Annotated in this window: 15 protein-coding genes; 7 read left to right on the forward strand and 8 right to left on the reverse strand. The window is 72.6% G+C overall.

Annotation, left to right across the window (positions count from 1 at the left end):
• Positions 1–20: 20 nt before the first annotated feature.
• The 4 genes from alc to GR130_RS28675 all read right to left on the reverse strand — a co-directional run bounded on the left by alc (position 21) and on the right by GR130_RS28675 (position 5053).
• Entirely contained in the window at positions 21–1151 is a 1131-nt protein-coding gene (gene alc / locus GR130_RS28660; protein WP_159507393.1) for an allantoicase, read from the reverse strand.
• Positions 1148–2488 (reverse strand): allantoinase AllB, encoded by a 1341-nt coding sequence (allB, locus tag GR130_RS28665; RefSeq protein ID WP_236573588.1) that lies wholly within the window; start codon positions 2486–2488, stop codon positions 1148–1150. Before allB ends, alc begins: the two co-directional genes overlap by 4 nt.
• Positions 2489–2657: 169 nt before the next feature.
• Complete coding sequence (locus GR130_RS28670; protein WP_159507395.1) at positions 2658–4211, reverse strand: NCS1 family nucleobase:cation symporter-1; 1554 nt, start codon at positions 4209–4211, stop codon at positions 2658–2660.
• A 47-nt stretch (positions 4212–4258) separates the two neighbouring features.
• Positions 4259–5053: an aspartate/glutamate racemase family protein gene (locus GR130_RS28675; RefSeq protein ID WP_159507396.1), complete on the reverse strand. Its 795-nt coding sequence runs from the start codon at positions 5051–5053 to the stop codon at positions 4259–4261.
• 258 nt (positions 5054–5311) lie between these two features.
• On the opposite strand from GR130_RS28675, the gene GR130_RS28680 reads away from it, so the two are divergent.
• Positions 5312–6115, forward strand: coding sequence for an IclR family transcriptional regulator (locus GR130_RS28680; protein ID WP_159507397.1), 804 nt, complete (start codon positions 5312–5314; stop codon positions 6113–6115).
• 60 nt (positions 6116–6175) lie between these two features.
• On the opposite strand, the gene GR130_RS28685 is transcribed toward GR130_RS28680, so the two are convergent.
• Both GR130_RS28685 and GR130_RS28690 read right to left on the reverse strand, forming a co-directional pair.
• Positions 6176–6466, reverse strand: a complete 291-nt coding sequence (locus tag GR130_RS28685) for a DUF5955 family protein (protein ID WP_201305025.1) — start codon at positions 6464–6466, stop codon at positions 6176–6178.
• Between the two features lie 133 nt (positions 6467–6599).
• The gene (locus GR130_RS28690) at positions 6600–8309 is read right to left on the reverse strand and encodes a serine/threonine-protein kinase (protein ID WP_159507399.1); all 1710 of its coding nucleotides are present in this window, start codon (positions 8307–8309) and stop codon (positions 6600–6602) included.
• 392 nt (positions 8310–8701) lie between these two features.
• Here GR130_RS28690 and GR130_RS28695 point away from each other — a divergent pair, with 392 nt between their 5' ends.
• The 3 genes from GR130_RS28695 (at position 8702) to aceB (ending at position 11601) form a co-directional block, all read left to right on the forward strand.
• Complete coding sequence (locus GR130_RS28695) at positions 8702–8926, forward strand: hypothetical protein (RefSeq protein ID WP_159507400.1); 225 nt, start codon at positions 8702–8704, stop codon at positions 8924–8926.
• A 112-nt stretch (positions 8927–9038) separates the two neighbouring features.
• Positions 9039–9617 carry a nucleotidyltransferase family protein gene (locus tag GR130_RS28700; RefSeq protein ID WP_159510278.1) on the forward strand — a complete coding sequence of 193 codons (579 nt, stop codon included), beginning with the start codon at positions 9039–9041 and terminating at the stop codon, positions 9615–9617.
• Between the two features lie 343 nt (positions 9618–9960).
• Entirely contained in the window at positions 9961–11601 is a 1641-nt protein-coding gene (aceB, locus tag GR130_RS28705) for a malate synthase A (protein ID WP_159507401.1), read from the forward strand.
• Positions 11602–11807: 206 nt separating this feature from the next.
• On the opposite strand, the gene GR130_RS28710 is transcribed toward aceB, so the two are convergent.
• Positions 11808–13220, reverse strand: a complete 1413-nt coding sequence (locus GR130_RS28710; RefSeq protein WP_328707572.1) for a M20/M25/M40 family metallo-hydrolase — start codon at positions 13218–13220, stop codon at positions 11808–11810.
• A gap of 244 nt (positions 13221–13464) precedes the next feature.
• Between GR130_RS28710 and GR130_RS28715 the strand changes: the two genes are divergently transcribed.
• The 3 genes from GR130_RS28715 (at position 13465) to GR130_RS28725 (ending at position 15973) form a co-directional block, all read left to right on the forward strand.
• Entirely contained in the window at positions 13465–14019 is a 555-nt protein-coding gene (locus tag GR130_RS28715) for a TetR/AcrR family transcriptional regulator (protein ID WP_159507402.1), read from the forward strand.
• A 103-nt stretch (positions 14020–14122) separates the two neighbouring features.
• A complete protein-coding gene (locus tag GR130_RS28720) occupies positions 14123–14947 on the forward strand; it encodes a GNAT family N-acetyltransferase (RefSeq protein ID WP_159507403.1) in 825 nt (274 codons plus the stop codon).
• Positions 14948–15109: 162 nt separating this feature from the next.
• Positions 15110–15973, forward strand: a complete 864-nt coding sequence (locus GR130_RS28725; RefSeq protein ID WP_159507404.1) for a chitosanase — start codon at positions 15110–15112, stop codon at positions 15971–15973.
• Positions 15974–16075: 102 nt separating this feature from the next.
• On the opposite strand, the gene GR130_RS28730 is transcribed toward GR130_RS28725, so the two are convergent.
• Positions 16076–17536 carry a nucleobase:cation symporter-2 family protein gene (locus GR130_RS28730; RefSeq protein ID WP_159507405.1) on the reverse strand — a complete coding sequence of 487 codons (1461 nt, stop codon included), beginning with the start codon at positions 17534–17536 and terminating at the stop codon, positions 16076–16078.
• Between the last annotated feature and the right edge of the window lie 186 nt (positions 17537–17722).

Raw genomic sequence — 17722 nt, forward strand, 5'->3', positions numbered from 1 at the left:
GCGCGCGCCCGCCGGGTGCGTCAGCCGCCCAGTTCGCGGTGCCGGGCCTCCAGCCGTGCGGCCCCCTCGGGCGTGAGGGAGCCGTGCAACCGGAGCCGCGCGATCCCGCCGTCGGGGAAGATGTCCATCCGTACGTGGGTCACCGCGGGCGCGTCGTGCAGCAGGAAGCGGTGGACGGTGTCGGGCTGGAGCCGGGTGCGCGGCAGCAGTTCCACCCAGTCGCCGCTCTCCCCGTCGCGGCCCGACAGGCCCGCCCAGCCGGCCGCGTTGCCCTTGAGGTAGCCGGTGTCGATCTCCACGGCGCGGATCACGGACTGCCCGGTGAGGCGGTAGCGGACCCAGTCGTTGCCATGGCTGCGGCGGCGCCGGGTCTCCCAGCCGTCGTCCATCTTGCGGGAGCGGCCCGGCTGGATGGTGTTGGTGGGCGAGGAGTAGAAGCGGTCCGAGGCGTCCTCGACCTGGCCGCCGTTCTCCAGCGCGGCGAGGTCGAAGGTGCCCAGCGCGGCCAGCCAGCGGGGCGCCGGGACGACCTCGCCGTGCACCCGGAGGCGGGCGATCCCGCCGTCGGGGTGCTGGTTGAGCCGGAGGTGGGTGAAACGCTGTGCGGCGTCGACGGCGAAGCCGTTGGCCGCGTGCCCGCCGATGGCGGTGCGCGGGACGAGCGGGGTCCACTTGACGTCGTCGGCGAGGAGTTCGGCCGCCGACGGGGAGCCGTCGACGCAGGTGCCCTCGATGCTGACGGACTGCGGATAGTTGCCGCGGAAGTGGGCGGTGTCGACGACGATGCCGTGGATCACGCCGGGTGCACCGAGCCGGATCAGCGCCCAGTCGCGGTCCTCCTCGGCCGGGAACGGGTGGGCCCCGTCGGTGCCGCGGCGCCGCCGGGTCTCCCAGCCGTCCATGATCTTGCCCTTGTGGCCGAACGCCTCGGGGTCGAAGTGGGCGGCCCCGGGCGTCAGGAGGTTCTCCCGTTCGGCGAAGAACTCGTCGTTGGCGGCGAGCACGCCCGCGCCGAGCCGCCGGTCGGCGAGGTCGGGGAGGTGGGTGAAGGGGAAGCCGTCCGGGCCCGGGGTGCGGTAGTCGGCGTACGGGTCGCCGCCTCCGTAGGGGTCGGCGTCGCCGGTGTAGCGGGGTATGTCGCCGGTGGTCATGCGCGCGGCCTTTCCAGGAGCTCGCCGGTGGGTTCGGCGAGGGTGGTGCCGTCGTTGATCCGCCGGCCGCGCAGCCAGGTGGACCGGACGACGCCGTGGAGGGTCCGGCCCGCGTAGGCGGTGATCTTGTTGCGGTGCTGGAGGGCCTGCGGGTCGACGGTGAAGGTCTCGTCGGGGGCCAGGACCGCGAAGTCGGCGTCCCGGCCGGGCTCGATGGCGCCCTTCTGGTGGAGGCCGACCAGTTCCGCCGGGGCGGCCGACATCCAGCGGACCACGTCCTCCAGGGTGTGGCCGCGCTCGCGGGCGGCGGTCCAGATGGCGGGCAGGCCGAGCTGGAGGGAGGAGATGCCGCCCCAGGCGGTGCCGAAGTCACCGGACTTGAGGTCGGCGGTGGAGGGCGAGTGGTCGGAGACGATGCAGTCGATGGTGCCGTCGGCCAGGCCTGCCCACAGCGCGTCCTGGTTGCCGGCCTCGCGGATCGGCGGGCAGCACTTGAACTCCGTGGCGCCGTCCGGGATTTCCTCGGCGGTCAGGGTCAGGAAGTGCGGGCAGGACTCGACGGTGATCCGGACGCCCTCGGCCTTGGCGGCGGCGATCAGCGGCAGGGCGTCGGCGGAGGACAGGTGCAGGACGTGCACCCGGGCGTCCAGGCGCTTGGCGAGGGCGATCAGCCCGGCGATGGCGTCGTTCTCGGAGACCCGGGGGCGGGAGGCGAGGAAGTCGGCGTACTTGGGGCCGTGCGCCTCGGGGGCCGCCTCCAGGTGGCCGGGGTCCTCGGCGTGCACGATCAGCAGTCCGCCGAAGCCGGCGATCTCGCCGAGCGCGGCGGCCAGCTGCTCCTGGTCGACCTCGGGGAACTCCTCGACGCCGGACGGCGACAGGAAGCACTTGAAGCCGAACACCCCGGCCTCGTGCAGCGGGCGCAGGTCCTTGACGTTGCCGGGGATGGCGCCGCCCCAGAAGCCGACGTCGATGTGCGCCTTGCTGCGGGCGACCTCGCGCTTGGTGTCGAGGTGGGCGGTGGTGGTGGTCGGCGGGAGGCTGTTGAGCGGCATGTCCACGAGCGTGGTGATGCCGCCGGCCGCGGCGGCGCGGGTGGCGGTCCAGAAGCCCTCCCACTCGGTGCGGCCGGGGTCGTTGACGTGTACGTGGGTGTCCACGAGGCCGGGCAGCAGGACGTCGTCACCGAAGTCCTCGACCCGCGCCCCGGCCGGGGCCTCGGCGTCGTGCGGCAGGACGGCCGCGATCTTCCCGTCCCTGACGGTGACCGTCGCGGCGCGGGTCCCCTCGGGGGTGACGACGCGCGTGGAACGCAGCACCAGCACTGTTTCGGACACCCAGTACCTCCTCGTATGGTTCTCTTCCATGGTCGCGGGCCGGCGGCCGAGGGGCGCGCCCGCCGGGGGCCGCGGGGCCCCCGGCGCGCAACCCTCGGGACGGATCCGCCGGCCGGCATACGGAATTCAACAGTCTGTTGAACGAGTCTTCACTCCGGACCCCGGCCCGTCAAGACCCCTTCGCCACCACGGGAGCCGCCCCGGCACCGGTCCGCCCCGGCTGCTCGGCCGCCTCCTCGACCCCGGCCCTGACCTGCGACGGGATGATCTCCTGCGGGATCGGGCCGGCGCCCGCCGCGGCCCGGGAGCGGCCGGAGACCAGGACGTAGAGCAGCCCTGAGAGCGCCATCCCGAAGATCCAGGAGAACGGTGCCACGGCGCCGAAGGCCGGTATCAGCGCCAGCGAGGCCGCGACCGCGGCGGCCGGCAGAAAGGCGATCACGGCCTTCGGGTTGTAGCCCCGCCGGTAGAAGTACGCCCCCTCGGCATCGGCCGAAAACAGCGCGTCGACATCGATCCGGCCGCGCCGCACCAGGTAGTAGTCGACGAGCAGGATCGCCACCAGCGGGCCGAGGAAGGCCCCCAGCGCCCCCAGGAAGTACTGGATCACCAGCGCCGAGGAGTACAGCTTCCACGGCAGGACCAGGATGGCCAGCACCGCGGTGATCATGCCGCCGCGCTTGAAGTCCAGGTACTTCGGCGCGAGGTTGGCGAAGTCGTAGGCGGGCGAGACGAAGTTGGCCACGACGTTGATGCCAATGGTGGCGATGATGAAGGCGAGCGCGCCGATCACGGTGACCACCGGATCGTCGATCTTCTGGATCACCTTCACCGGGTCGTAGATCGCCTCACCGAAGACCGAGATGGTGCCCGCGGTGACCAGGACGGCGACCACCGCGAAGGCGGTGAAGTTCACCGGCAGGCCGATCAGGTTGCCCCGCCGGTAGGAGCGGTGGTCGGGCGTGAAGCGGGCGAAGTCGGCGTAGTTGAGGACCAGGGTGAGGAAGGTGGCCACGGTCAGGCTGACCGCGATCAGGCTCTGCCGGGCCTGCGCGGCGCCGCCGAGGCCGGTGAGACTGCGGGTCAGCGAGATGTCGCCGTGCGCCGTGACGACCAGGTAGACCGCCAGCGCGAGGACGACGAGCCAGACCACCGGCCCGGTCGCGAAGTCCTGCACCTTCCGGATGAACTCCATGCCCCGGGTCAGCAGGACGGCCTGCAGCCCCCACATCACCAGGAACGCGATCCAGCCGAGGGTGGACAGCCCCAGCACCGAGTTGTGGTCGTAGGCGTCCAGGCCGGGCGCGATCTGGAGCGTCAGCAGCACCACGGCGGTGGACGCCAGCCAGGTCTGGATGCCGTACCAGGCCACGGCCATCACCGCCCGCAGCAGGGCCGGGATGTTGGCTCCGTAGACGCCCCAGCTGGCGCGGGCGAGCACCGGGTAGGGGACGCCGGTCCGGTGCCCCGCGTGACCCATCCGGTTCATCAGCCAGTACACGATCGTGATGCCGGCCAGCAGCGCGAGGAACACCTCCCAGGCCGGCAGGCCGAGCACGAAGAGGCTGGCGGCGAAGGCGTAGTTGCTGATCGCGTGGGTGTCCGACATCCACAGCGCGAAGACGCTGTAGGTGCCCCATGTGCGTTCCGGGGCGGGCGCGAGGTCCTCGTTGAAGAGCCGCGGGTCCGGCGGCGCCGGGCGGTGTTGCGGGGGTGTGCTCATGTGTCCTCCCAGGCAGATTGGGTGGATCTCGGATGTCAGCGTAGTTGTCAGATGTCTGATGTCTGTGCGGAAAAATCGGTGTGCCGTGTGGCGCCCTGCGACAACGCGGTGCCACGGGCGAGGTGGCTGCTCAGCGGCCAGGAGCCGATGGCCTTCGGGCGCGGCGGCGCGAAGCTGCGCCCCGTACTGGTGGTGAGCCCGAGGCCGACGACCGCCTCCGCGAACTTCACCGCGGCGGCCACCCCGTCCACGACGGGCACCCCGAGCGCCGCGGAGACCGTCTCCTGGAGTCCGGCCATCCCGCCGCACCCGAGGCAGATCACCTCGGCCCCGGCCCGGACCACCTCACGCGCCGTCTCGACGACCACCTCTACCGTCCGCCGGGGGTCCTCCTCCAGCTCCAGGACGCCGAGCCCGGTGCCGCGTACGGCGGCGCAGCGCTGGAGCAGCCCGGCGGTCAGCAGCCGGTCCCGGATCTGCGGTACGGAGCGGTCGAGGGTGGTGACGATCCCGTACGCGTGCCCCAGCATCATCGCCATCTGGGCGGCGCTCTCGGTGATGTCCAGGACGGGGACGTCCAGCAGCTCCTGGGCGCCCTCCCGGCCCGGTTCACCGAAGCCCGCCATGACCAGCGCGTCGAAGGGCGCGTCCAGGGTGGCCAGCCGGTCCAGGACGGCGGCGGCGCTGAGATACCCCTCGAAGTGGCCCTCGATCGACTCGGGACCCCACAGGGGTTCGGTGGCGAGGACCTCGGTGCCCGGTGCGGCGACCGCGGTGGCGGTCGCGCGGATCGAGGCGGTCATGGAAGCCGTGGTGTTCGGGTTCATGACGAGCAGGCGCATGACGCTCCAGCCATTTGGAGGATTCCACAGAATGGACAGTAGGTTTCGCGGAGCAGAACGTAGCTATGGCCACTGGCACCGTCAAGAGATCTGCGCAAGGACGTGGCACCTTGGGACATACAGGCCCTGACCGGCGGGAACGACTGTGCGATAGGCCGTGTGCCTGCGCGGTGTGACCGGTAGGCTGCTCCGGTCGGGCCCGGCGCCCGCAAGCACCAGAGCCGAGACCGATCAGACCCGCCCCGAAAGGAACGCGACGTGCCGCCGTCCAGCGCCAGCACCTCCGCCGCCGAAGCCAAGCCCGCAGGCGCCAGCGGCGGCGTCCAGTCCCTTGAGCGCGCCTTCGACCTCCTGGAGCGGATGGCCGACGCGGGGGGCGAGGTCGGGCTGAGCGAGCTGTCCACCAGCAGCGGACTGCCGCTCCCCACCATCCACCGCCTGATGCGCACGCTCGTCGCCTGCGGCTACGTCCGGCAGCAGCCCAACCGCCGGTACGCCCTCGGCCCGCGCCTGATCCGGCTCGGTGAGAGCGCCTCGCGGCTGCTGGGCACCTGGGCGCGCCCGTTCCTGGCCCGCCTGGTGGAGGAGACCGGCGAGACCGCCAACATGGCGCTCCTCGACGGCGACGAGATCGTCTACGTGGCCCAGGTCCCGTCCCGGCACGCGGTCCGCATGTTCACCGAGGTCGGCCGCCGGGTGCTGCCGCACTCCACGGGCGTCGGCAAGGCCCTGCTGGCCAACCACCCGCCGGAGGAGGTCCGCGCCCTGCTCGGCCGTACGGGCATGCCGGCCGCGACCGAGAAGACCATCACCGACCCGGACCGCTTCCTCGACGCGCTCGCCGAGGTCCGCCGGCTCGGCTACGCGGTCGACGACAACGAGCAGGAGATCGGCGTCCGCTGCTTCGCGGTCCCGGTGCCCAACTCCCCCACCTCGGCGGCCATCTCCATCTCGGGCCCGACGGGCCGGGTGACGGAGGCGTCCACGGACAAGATCGTGCCGGTGCTCCAGGACGTCGCGGCGCAGCTGTCGGTGGCGCTCGCCAACCAGACGCCGGCGTAAGGAAGCAGGGCAGGCGGTAAGGCAGGAAGCTGCCGGGGCGGTCGAACTCCCCCTGGGGGGTCAGCGCCCCCTCGGCAGCCGGCCGAACCGGTCGATCCGCTCGCGGACCTCGGTCAGCGCGGGCGACAGCGCGCTCACCGAGCCGACCGCCCCGGCGATCAGCAGCAGCGAGCGGCGCAATCGCGGCACCTCCGGCATCCCGTGGCTCATCATCGCGTCCAGAGCGGCCAGTTCGTCATCGGCGGCGGCACGGTCCGGTAACTCCCCGGGCAGCACGGCAAGTTGGCGGCGCAGCCGGGCCACCGCCCCCCGCAGCTCCTGGATCCGCGGGTCCACGCCGACCCCGGTCACTCGTCTGTCCCTCCGCAGCTGTTCCACAACGACGGCGCCCTCCAAGGCCGTTGCCGTTTCGCGATGCGGGACAGTTAACGCCACTCTGCGCTCCCCGCGCCATACGGAGAGCGAAAAAACCGATCACCCGCGCTCAGGAACCCTGTTGCGGAGCCACCGCGTCGCGCCAGACCCGGACGTCGAGGGTCACATAGCTGCTCGGGTCCGAGTCCGCCGACCTGCCCTGGAACGTGATCAGCGCGATTGTGCCGCTGCTGGTGGTCAGGCACATCTGCGAGCCCTCGGTGAGCAGACCGATGTCCACACGCGAGGTGAAGCGGGTCTCGCTGCGGCACGTGTCGAGCGTGCCCTGCTGGCCTGGTCTGAGCAGCACCAGCTTTTCGTCAGGAGCATGGATGCCGCCGTCCGAGTTGTCGTTCCCGTCGAGCGCGGCGTCGGCCTCCTCGGCGTGCGTGTTCTTCGGCGTGACGGGGTCGTCGGCGAAGGACAGGTAGTAACCGTGGGGCAGGTCGATGCCCTCGGTGTCGACCGGCTGCGGATCCTCCTGCGGCGACTGAGGGGTGTCGGATCCGGTGTCGCCGCCGCTCGGGGAGTCGGTGGGAGCCGGCGTTCCGGTGACGGTCTTCGGCTTGTGGTCGGCGGCCTGGCCGGTCTTCGTCCGGCCGTCGCTCTTCATCACGACGTAGACCGCGCCGCCGCCCGCGGCCGCGACGGCCAGCGCGCCGGCCAGCACCAGCGCCACGGCTGGCGCCCTGCGCTTCTTCTTGGGAGGCCGGGGAGCCGACGCGCCGGCGGACGGGGCGGACGCCGCCGCTCCGAAACCGGGCTGCGGGGTGCGGGGGTGGTCCAGCGCGGTCGGCACCGGGGCGGCGGGCGGGGCCGGCGGCTGCGCCGGGTGCGTCGCGACGCCGGCCGCGGGGGCCTCCGGGGCCGGGGCGGCGGCACGGGTGGCGAGGTCGGCGGCGACGGCGGTGGGCAGCCAGTGCTCCGGGCGGCGCAGCTGGGTCTGACCGGAGGCGGCGGCGCAGAGCGCGATGACCTCGGCGACGGACGGCCGGCCGGCCACGTCCTTGGTCAGACAGCGGCCCACCAACTCCCGTATTTCGTGGGGGATTCGGGAGAGGTCGGGCTCCTCATGGACGATGCGGTAGAGGACTCCGTGCGCGGTGCCCTTGCCGAAGGCCGGGGTGCCGGTGGCCGCGTACGCCGCGACCTGGCCGAGCGCGAAGACGTCGGCGGCGGGCGTGATCGAGGTGCCCGCCGCCTGTTCCGGCGCCATGAAGGCGGGGGTGCCGACGGTGACCCCGCTGCCGGTCAGGGAGGGGGCGTCGGCGGCGCGGGCGATCCCGAAGTCGATGACCCGCGGGCCGTCGGCGGCCAGCAGGACGTTGGACGGCTTCAGGTCGCGGTGGACGATGCCCGCGCGGTGGATGACCTGGAGCGCCTCGGCGACCCCGGCGACCAGCAACAGCACGGTGGAGACCGGGAGTTGGCCGTGTGCCGCGACGGCCTCGGCGAGCGAGGGGCCAGGGACGTAGGCGGTGGCGAGCCAGGGCGTGGCGCCGTCGGTGTCGCTGTCGATGACCGGGGCGGTGAACAGCCCCTGGACGCGCTGCGCGGCGTGCGCCTCCTGCGTGAACCGGCGGCGGAACTCAGGGTCTTCGCTGAACTCGGGCCGGATCACCTTGATGGCCACCGGGCGCCCGCCGGGCGTGTAGGAGAGATAGACCTTGCCCATCCCGCCGGAGCCGAGCCTCGCCGTGAGGCGGTAGCCCGCGATCGCCCGCGGGTCGTCGCCCTCCAGCGGCTGGAAGATCCCGGACGGCTCCACGCTGTTCACCACTACGTCCCCCGAAAGCGCCCCGCGGACCGACCGATTCGGCGGGCCTGCCACGGTCGGCGCGACGGGCGCAGATCCACACCGAGGCAGCACACTATCCGGCCTCGGTCGGACCGTGACATCCAGGTCCCGGAAGCTGATGGCAGCCCAGGCGCCGTGTCCGAAGGGGCCCGTTCGCGGCCGGTTCGCGCACTCGGCAACCCCTCCTCCGCAGCTTCGCGCCCGCGTACGCCGCGCGCGCGTGGCCGGCGCCCGGCCCGATCATGCCTCAGCACGTGCGTTCCCCCGGGCACCCGTTGGCGTGGGCGTATCCGGTACCAGGCGTACGGCCCGACGCGATGGAGCATTCTCCCTTCCGGGGAAATATCCGGCATATCACTGGATCGGAGAACGCCATGGAGCCCAACCCAGGCCCCGACACCGGCCCGAACTCCCGGCGCGTCAGCGTCGTACAGCTCATCTGCCGGGCGTATGGCCTCGCCGATGCGTCGGAGATCACCGAGGAGCACATACACCGCTACGTGAGCGAACACCGGCGGGTGGACGAGCGGACGCAGCAGCTCCGGGACCGGCTGCGACCGAGGATTCCGCGCCCGCGAGCGTCGGGGGACGCCGCCTGACCCCGGTCGTGCGGCGCGGTGCCCTGCCATGAGGTAAGCAGTTCCCATGGCACACACAGGGGAGAGCGACCGCACCGGGGGGACGGCGGGGGCCGGACGGCCCGAGGGGAAGGTGGCCGGGCTGCTGCTCGCCGCGGGCGGCGGACGGCGGCTGGGGGGACGGCCCAAGGCACTGCTCGACCACCGAGGACGCCTACTGGTCGAGCACGCCGCGGGGGTACTGCGGGACGGCGGCTGCGACCCGGTGCACATCGTGCTCGGCGCGGCCGCCGACGCGGTCCGCGAGCGGGCCGATCTGGCGGGGTACGGGACCTCGGTGAACCCGGACTGGGCACAGGGCATGGGCTCCTCGCTCCGGGTGGGCCTGGCCGCGCTGGCCGGTTCGGGGGCGGACGCGGTCGTGGTGTCGCTGGTCGACCAACCGGGCATCGGCGCCGCGGCGGTGGCCCGGGTGGTGGCCGCGTACGAGGGGCGGGACTCGCTGGCCGCGGCGGCGTACGGGGGCGGGCGGGGGCATCCGGTGCTGTTCGGCGCCGCGCGGTGGGCGGACATCGCGGCGAGCGCGGAGGGCGATCGCGGCGCGCGGGCCTATCTCCGGCGGCACGCCGCCGCGATCACACTCGTCGAGTGCGGGGACGTGGCCGAGGCGTACGACATCGACACGCCGGAGGATCTGCGGCGGCTCGAATAGCGGGCGGCGCGAGAAGTGGCGGATGCCACAGCGCGGGCGGGACGGCCCCGCCCGCAAACCGGGAGCGGCCCCTGTGACCTGCGGACGCCACCTCGCGGGGCCGGTCATGGAGCGTGACCGACGTGGCACCGAGAGCCATTCGATCTCGGCTTCTGTCGACCCGGAGAATCTCGACATCAACAAACCATTGAAGTTCCGCGATAAGGAAACTAGTCTCCACTGGTCAGAAGCGCCCTGAACCCGAACGGCGCCCGCGACCGTATCTCGGAGCCCGCGGCACCCCGTGCCGCCCTGTGGCGCCCCGGCGGCCGCCAGGCACCGCCGCTGAATGGAGTGACAGCTCATGTCCGCACCAGCGCCGTCCCCGCTGGCCATTGTCGAAGTCGACCCCGCGCACACCCCGGAACGGCAGGGCGAGGTCCTCACCGAGGCCGCACTCGCCTTCGTCGCCGAGCTGCACCGGCGGTTCACCCCGCGCCGCGACGAACTGCTCGCCCGCCGCGCCGAGCGCCGCGCCGACATCGCCCGGACCAGCACGCTGGACTTCCTCCCGGAGACCGCGCGGATCCGCGCCGACGACAGCTGGCGGGTCGCCGCGGCCCCCGCCGCCCTCAACGACCGCCGGGTCGAGATCACCGGCCCCACCGACCGCAAGATGACCATCAACGCGCTCAACTCCGGCGCCAGGGTCTGGCTCGCGGACTTCGAGGACGCGTCCGCCCCCACCTGGGAGAACGTCGTCACCGGCCAGCTCAACCTGATCGACGCCTACGAGCGCCGGATCGACTTCACCGACGCCCGCACCGGCAAGTCGTACGCGCTCAAGCCGGCCGAGGAACTCGCCACCGTCGTGATGCGGCCCCGCGGCTGGCACCTGGAGGAGCGCCACCTGCAGTTCGAGGGCCGCCCGGTCCCCGGCGCACTGGTCGACTTCGGCCTCTACTTCTTCCACAACGCGCAGCGCCTGCTGGACCTCGGCAAGGGCCCCTACTTCTACCTGCCGAAGACCGAGTCGTACCTGGAGGCGCGCCTCTGGAACGAGATCTTCGTCTTCGCCCAGGACTACGTCGGCATCCCGCAGGGCACCATCCGCGCCACCGTCCTGATCGAGACCATCACCGCCGCGTACGAGATGGAGGAGATCCTCTACGAGCTGCGCGACCACGCCTCGGGCCTCAACGCCGGCCGCTGGGACTACCTCTTCTCCATCGTCAAGAACTTCCGCGACGGCGGCGCCAGGTTCGTCCTCCCCGACCGCAACGCGGTCACCATGACCGCCCCGTTCATGCGCGCCTACACCGAACTGCTGGTCCGCACCTGCCACAAGCGCGGCGCCCACGCCATCGGCGGCATGGCGGCGTTCATCCCCAACCGACGCGACCCCGAGGCCAACGAGAAGGCCCTCACCAAGGTCAAGAACGACAAGGACCGGGAGGCCGGCGACGGCTTCGACGGCTCCTGGGTCGCCCACCCCGACCTGGTGCCGGTCGCCCGCGCCTCCTTCGACGCGGTCCTCGGCGAGCGGCCCCACCAGAAGGACCGCCTCCGCGAGGACGTCACGGTGGCCGCCGCCGACCTCATCGCCATCGACTCCCTCGACGCCCGGCCCACCTACCAGGGCCTGGTCGACGCCGTCCAGGTCGGCACCCGCTACATCGAGGCGTGGCTGCGCGGCCTCGGCGCCGTCGCCATCTTCGGCCTGATGGAGGACGCCGCCACCGCCGAGATCTCCCGCTCCCAGATCTGGCAGTGGGTCGACGCCGGCGTCGTCTTCCAGGACGGCGAGCACGCCGGCACCAAGGCCACCGCCGACCTCGTCCGCCGCATCGCCGCCGACGAACTCGCCGCGATCCGCACCGAGTTGGGCGACGAAGCCTTCACCACCGGCAAGTGGCAGCAGGCTCACGACCTCCTCCTGAAGGTCTCCCTGGACGCCGACTACGCCGACTTCCTGACCCTGCCGGCCTACGAGCTGCTGGGCTGATCCGACACACCGCCCGGCATCCGCCGCAACGGCCGAAGGGCCGGTACGCACCGCAACACCGCGGTGCGTACCGGCCCTTCGCCCTGCCGCTCGCCCCCTTCAGAAGCGAAGGCACCTGTCGCGGCCGATCCGGGGGGTGCCGGGGACCACGCCCTCGATGGAGGGCGGCACGGTGCCGGTCGGCACTTCGTCGGACGGCTCCGGCGTCATGTTGCGGCGCCGGCGCGGTGCGTGGCGGCGTACTCGGTGAAGAAGGCGGCCTCGGCGAGGAGGGCGGCGCGGAGTTCGGACAGCAGGACGCGTTCGTTGGGGCCGTGGAGGTTGCAGAGGTTGTCCTCGGCGCCGAAGAGCAGGATCTCGGCGCCCGGTGCCGCCTTGGCCAGCCCGTTGACCAGGGGGATGGAACCGCCGGACGCGGCGTGTACGGGGTCGGCGCCCCAGGCGCGGCGCAGGGCGGTGCGGGCGGCGCGGTAGGCGGGGCCGCCGGTGGCGGCCTCGTACCCCGGACCGGTGTCGCCCGGGGTGACGGTGAGCGGGATGCCGAAGGGGCGCAGGCTCCGCAGATGGCGGACGAGCGCGGCCTGCGCCTCCTTGGGGTCCTGCCGGGGGTGCACGCGGAGGTTGAGCTTGGCGCGGGCGTGCGGGACGACGGCGGAGGCGGCGCGGTCGACGGGCGGGGCGTCCAGGCCGATGACGGTGATCGCCGGGCCGCTCCAGAGGCGTTCGCCGAGGCCGCCGGAGCCGATGAGGGGGGTGTCGCGGCGGACGCCGGCCAGCTCGCGGAACTCGTCGTCGGTGAGGTCGGTGCCGGACCAGGGTTCGCGGCGCAGGCCCTCGACGGCGACGTCGCCGTGGACGTCGTGGAGGGTGGCGAGGGCCTTGACGAGGACGAGCAGGGCGTCGGGGGCGGCGCCGCCGTACTCGCCGCTGTGGACGGCGGCGCCGAGGGTGCGGGCCTCGACGAAGACCTCGGCGGCGCCGCGCAGGGCGGTGGTGAGGGTGGGGGTGCCGGGCCGGATGCTGCCGGTGTCGGCGATGATCATCGCGTCGCAGGCGAAGAGGTCCGGGTCGGTGGGCGGGTAGTCGTCGAAGGCGCTGCCGTACTCCTCCTGGCCCTCGATGACGATCCTGAGGCCGACGGGCGGCCGGCCGCCGAACGCGCGCAGCGCGCCGATATGGACCATCACGTTGGCCTTGTCGTCGGCGATACCGCGGGCGCGGATGCCGCCCTCGATGTCCGTGGGCTCGAACGGCGGGGAGTCCCAGAGGTGTTCGCCGCCGGGCGGCTGGACGTCGTAGTGGGCGTAGAGGAGGACGGTGGGGGCGTCGGGGGTGGGCGGGGGAGGGTGGCGGTGATGACCGGGGCGGTGTCGGGGAGGTTCAGCTCGCCGATGTCGGTGACGCCTGCGTCTCTGAGGAGGGCGACGACGAGGTCGCGGGCCTGGAGGACCGGTTCGGGCGAGAAGCCGGGGAAGGCGATGGACGGGATGGCGGCGAGGCGTTTGAGGTCGGCGCACAGGTCGTCCATCAGGGCGTCGACGGTGGACTCCAGCGCGTTGGCGTCGTGGTGCACGCGGGTGCCTCTCTGTGGCGGCGGGCGTGGGCGCACGGTGACTCACTTTCGGGTCTTTTGCAGCATATCGGGCATAAAGGGGCGGATGGGGTTGTGCTCGTGGGGGTGACGGATCGCGCTCGGTTCCCTCAGGCCGGCGGGGGCCGGCGCGGCCTCGGTTGCCGCCCGGTGGGTGGGGGCGGAGGGGCTCGCCAACGGCGTGGGGCGCGGAGCCGGAGTCGCCGCCGAGACACGCCAACCACAGCTCGTACTATGGATGTAGTAAGAGCGCGGTAAGGGGCGGAGGGAACGTGGCACGGCGGCGGGAGCAGGTACTGGACGCGGCGATCGAGGTGCTGGGGGGCGAGGGCTCCCGGCGGCTGACGTATCAGGCGGTGGACGGCGCGGCGGGGGTGCCGACGGGGACCACGTCCAACTACTTCCGCAACCGGGCGGCGTTGATCGAGGGGATCGTGGCGCACCTCCAGGTGCTGGAGCGGCGCGACTGGGAGGCGTTCACGGCCGGCGTCGCCCCGGCCGGCCACCCGGAACTGGCGGCGGCGCTCGCCGCGTTCGTGCGGCATGCCGTCGGGCCGGCGCGGGTCCGTACGGCCGCGCGGTTCGCGCTGTTCCTGGAGTCCCCGGGCCGGCCGGAACTGCGGGCGCCGCTGGGACGGGGGCGACAGGCGGTGCTGGAGTGGAGCACGGAATGGGCCCGCCACTGCGGGTCGGCGGCGCCCGAACGGCACGGGCGGCTGCTGCTGGACTACGTGGATGGTGTGGTGCTCCGTCAACTGGCCTTTCCGGAGGGCGCGTTCGCGCCGGAGGAAGAGATCCGGGAACTGGTGGGGCGGCTGCTCGGGTGAGCGACCGGACCGAGCGGGGGCGCGCGGTACCGGCGCGCCCCGGGACGGGTGATCTGGCGCGAAAGGGACACCGCGCGGCGTGCGGTGTGGTGGAGTGGCGCGGGTGACGAACCATCACCTCGACAGCCGGGCGGCCGGCTACCGCGCCGCGTACGACGAGCAGGTGCGGGGCCGCGGCTTCGCCCCCGGTGAGCCGGGTGCCAAACAGGTCGGTCCGGTGCTGCGCAGGGCGGTGCCGGGGCAGGGCGGGGTGATCCTCTACCGCGACCTGGGCGGGCTGGACGGGCCGGAGCTGGACGCGTTCATCGCCGCGCAGCGCGCGCACTTCGCGGCGCTGGGGCAGCCGGTGGAGTGGAAGTACCACGCGCACGACCTGCCGGCCGACCTGCCCGAGCGGCTGCGGGCCGCCGGGTTCGCCCCCGAGGCGCCGGAGACGGTGATGATCGGGGAGGCGGCGGAGGTCGCCGAGGCCGCCGCCGTGCCGCGGCTCCCCCAGGGGGTGCAGCTGCGCGAGGTCACGGCCCGCGCCGACTTCGAGCGGATCCAGGAGCTCGCGGAGGCGGTGTGGGGCGAGGAGTGGGACTGGCTGCCGGACGCCATGGAGAGGTGGGTGTCCGGCGCGGAGGATCCGTGCGTGGTCATGGTCGCGGAGTCGCTGGCCGGTGAGGTGATCTGCGCGGGCTGGGTGCGCTTCCACCCGGGGACGCAGTTCGCGTCGCTGTGGGGCGGCTCCACGCTCCCCAACTGGCGCGGGCAGGGCCTGTACCGGGCGCTGGTGGCGGCGCGCGCGGCGCTCGCCGCGCGGCGCGGGTTCCGCTACGTCCAGGTGGACGCGCTGGAGAGCAGCCGACCGGTCCTCGCCCGGGTGGGGCTGGTCGCGGCGGCGGTGACCGTGCCGTACGTCTGGCGGCCGGCGGACGTGGGCTGACCATCGGGGACGACCAACCACCCGCAGCACTGGGCCCGTTGGCCACCTCTGGCGCGGTCCGGACCTTGCGCCTGACGGGTATACGACACCTTCCAAGTCTGGTAGGAAAGCTTCCTAACGATTGGGGAACCCCCCACGGCCCACTCCGTACAGGAGGACTCCATGCGCACCCGATCGATAGCCAGAGCCCTGCCCAAGAGCGCCACCCGCTTCGCGCTCGGCCTCGCGCTGCTCGCCGTCCCCGCAACCGCCGTCGCCACCGCGGCCGTTCCCGCCGGCCGGGCGCCCGCGCGTACCGCTCCGCACGCCGTACGGGCCGGTGGCCTCGACGACCCGGCGAAGAAGGAGATCGCCATGCAGCTGGTCTCCAGCGCGGAGAACTCCTCGCTCGACTGGAAGGCCCAGTACGGGTACATCGAGGACATCGGCGACGGCCGCGGCTACACCGGCGGCATCATCGGGTTCACCTCCGGTACCCACGACATGCTGCAGCTCGTCGAGCTCTACACGCAGCGCAAGCCGGACAACGTCCTCGCCAGGTACCTGCCGGCGCTGCGCAGGGTCGACGGCAGCGGTTCCCACGACGGGCTGGACCCGGACTACCCGAAGGACTGGAAGGCGGCGGCGCAGGACCCCGGCTTCCGGCAGGCGCAGAACGACGAGCGGGACCGGGTGTACTTCAACCCGGCGGTCGAGCAGGGCAAGGCCGACGGGGTCGGCGTCCTGGGGCAGTTCGCGTACTACGACGCGATCGTGATGCACGGCGACGGCAGCGACCCGACCGGCTTCTCCGGCATCCGCAAGCGCGCGCAGGCCCAGGCGAAGCCGCCGTCCCAGGGCGGCGACGAGACGGCGTATCTGAACGCCTTCCTCGACGCCCGGGTGTGGGCGATGAAGCAGGAGCAGGCGCACAGCGACACCAGCCGGGTGGACACCGAGCAGCGGGTGTTCCTGAACGACGGCAACCTCGATCTGCACACCCCGCTGGACTGGAAGGTGTACGGCGACAGCTACCACATCGGCTGACCGGAGCCGCGGCGGACGGCGGTCCGCGCACGCCCAACGGCCCGTACGGGTACGGCGGTTGCCGTTCCCCTACGGGCCGTTGCGATGGGGCGGGGCGGTCGGTCAGTGCGCGGGCGAGGCCGCGGTCTCGCCGTCGTCCATCCGGCCGCGTTCGGGCTGGTGCGGGATCTCCGCGGCGGACGGGGGTGTGTGGCCGTCGGCCGCCGGCGCGTCCGGCGCGGACGGGTCCTTGCGGCCGAAGTGGTTGAAGGCGAGGTTGAGGACGATGGCGACCAGGCAGCCGGTGCTGATCCCGGAGTCCAGGACGACCAGGAGGTCCTTGGGGAAGTTGTGGTAGAACTCCGGCGCCGCGATCGGGATCAGGCCGATGCCGAGGGCGGCGGCGACGATCAGCGCGTTCTCGCCCTTCTCCATCGCGGCGGAGGCCAGCGTCTGGATGCCGCTGGCGGCCACCGAGCCGAACAGGACGATGCCGGCGCCACCGAGGACCGGCAGCGGGACCAGCGAGATGACCGAGGCGGCGACCGGGCACAGGCCCATGACGATCAGGATCGCCCCACTGGTGGCCACGACGAAGCGGCTGCGGACCTTGGTCATCGCGACCAGGCCGATGTTCTGTGCGAAGGCGCTGTTGGCGAAGCCGTTGAACAGCGGGCTGAGGGCGGTGCCGAGGGTGTCGGCGCGCAGGCCGCCCTCGATGGTGCGCTCGTCCGCCGGGCGGTCCACGATCTTGCCGAGGGCGAGCATGTCGGCCGTCGACTCGGTCATGCAGACCAGCATCACGATGCACATCGAGATGATCGCGGCGAGGTCGAACCGCGGGGCGCCGAAGTGGAACGGCGTCGGGAAGCCGATCAGGCTCGCCTGGGTGAGGACCGAGAAGTGGGTGATGCCGACGGGTATCGCGACCACGGTGCCGGCGATCAGGCCGAGCAGGATGGCGATCTGCTGGAGGAACCCGCGCAGCACCCGGCGCAGCGCGAGCACGATCAGGAAGGTGACCGCGGCCATCGCGATGTTCTTCAACGAGCCGTAGTCCGCGGCCTGTTCGTTGCCGCCCTCGGACCAGCGGAAGGCCACCGGGAGCAGCGAGACGCCGATCAGGGTGATGACGGTGCCGGTGACCACCGGCGGGAAGAAGCGGACGAGCCGGGAGAAGTAGGGGGCGAGGAGGAAGCCCAGGACACCGGCGACGATGACCGCGCCGAAGATCACCGGCAGCGCGTCGTGCGGGCTGTGCTGCTTGGCGATGGCCACCATGGGCGTGACACCGGCGAACGAGACGCCGTTGACGAACGGGAGCTTGGCCCCGACCTTCCAGAACCCCAGGGTCTGGAGGAGGGTGGCGATCCCGGCGGTGAAGAGGCTGGCACCCATGAGGAACGCGGTCTCGGTGGGGCTGAGCCCGCAGGCGGGCCCGACGATCATCGGCGGGGCCACCACACCCGCATACATTGCGGCCACATGCTGGAGGCCGCTGGTGAACATCTTGAAGGGCGGGAGGGTTTCGTCGACCGGATGCTTCCGGTCCTCCTCCGGCTTCTGCCCGGTAATTGCGGCCACTGCGGGCCTCCTGTCGATTTCTGCTCCGCCGGGGGAGGCGGTGCGAGGCTGTCACGGAGGGCGTGCGATGTGGTGCGTGGTGCCGGAAGTCGCGCTGGTGAGCGTGCAGATGGCCGCGCTTGTGGCGCGTGGGCGGCGATGTGGGGGATGACCGGCCCGGGGGTACGAGGTGATCCCGCACCCCCG

This window comes from Streptomyces sp. GS7 (assembly GCF_009834125.1).
Lineage (GTDB): Bacteria > Actinomycetota > Actinomycetes > Streptomycetales > Streptomycetaceae > Streptomyces.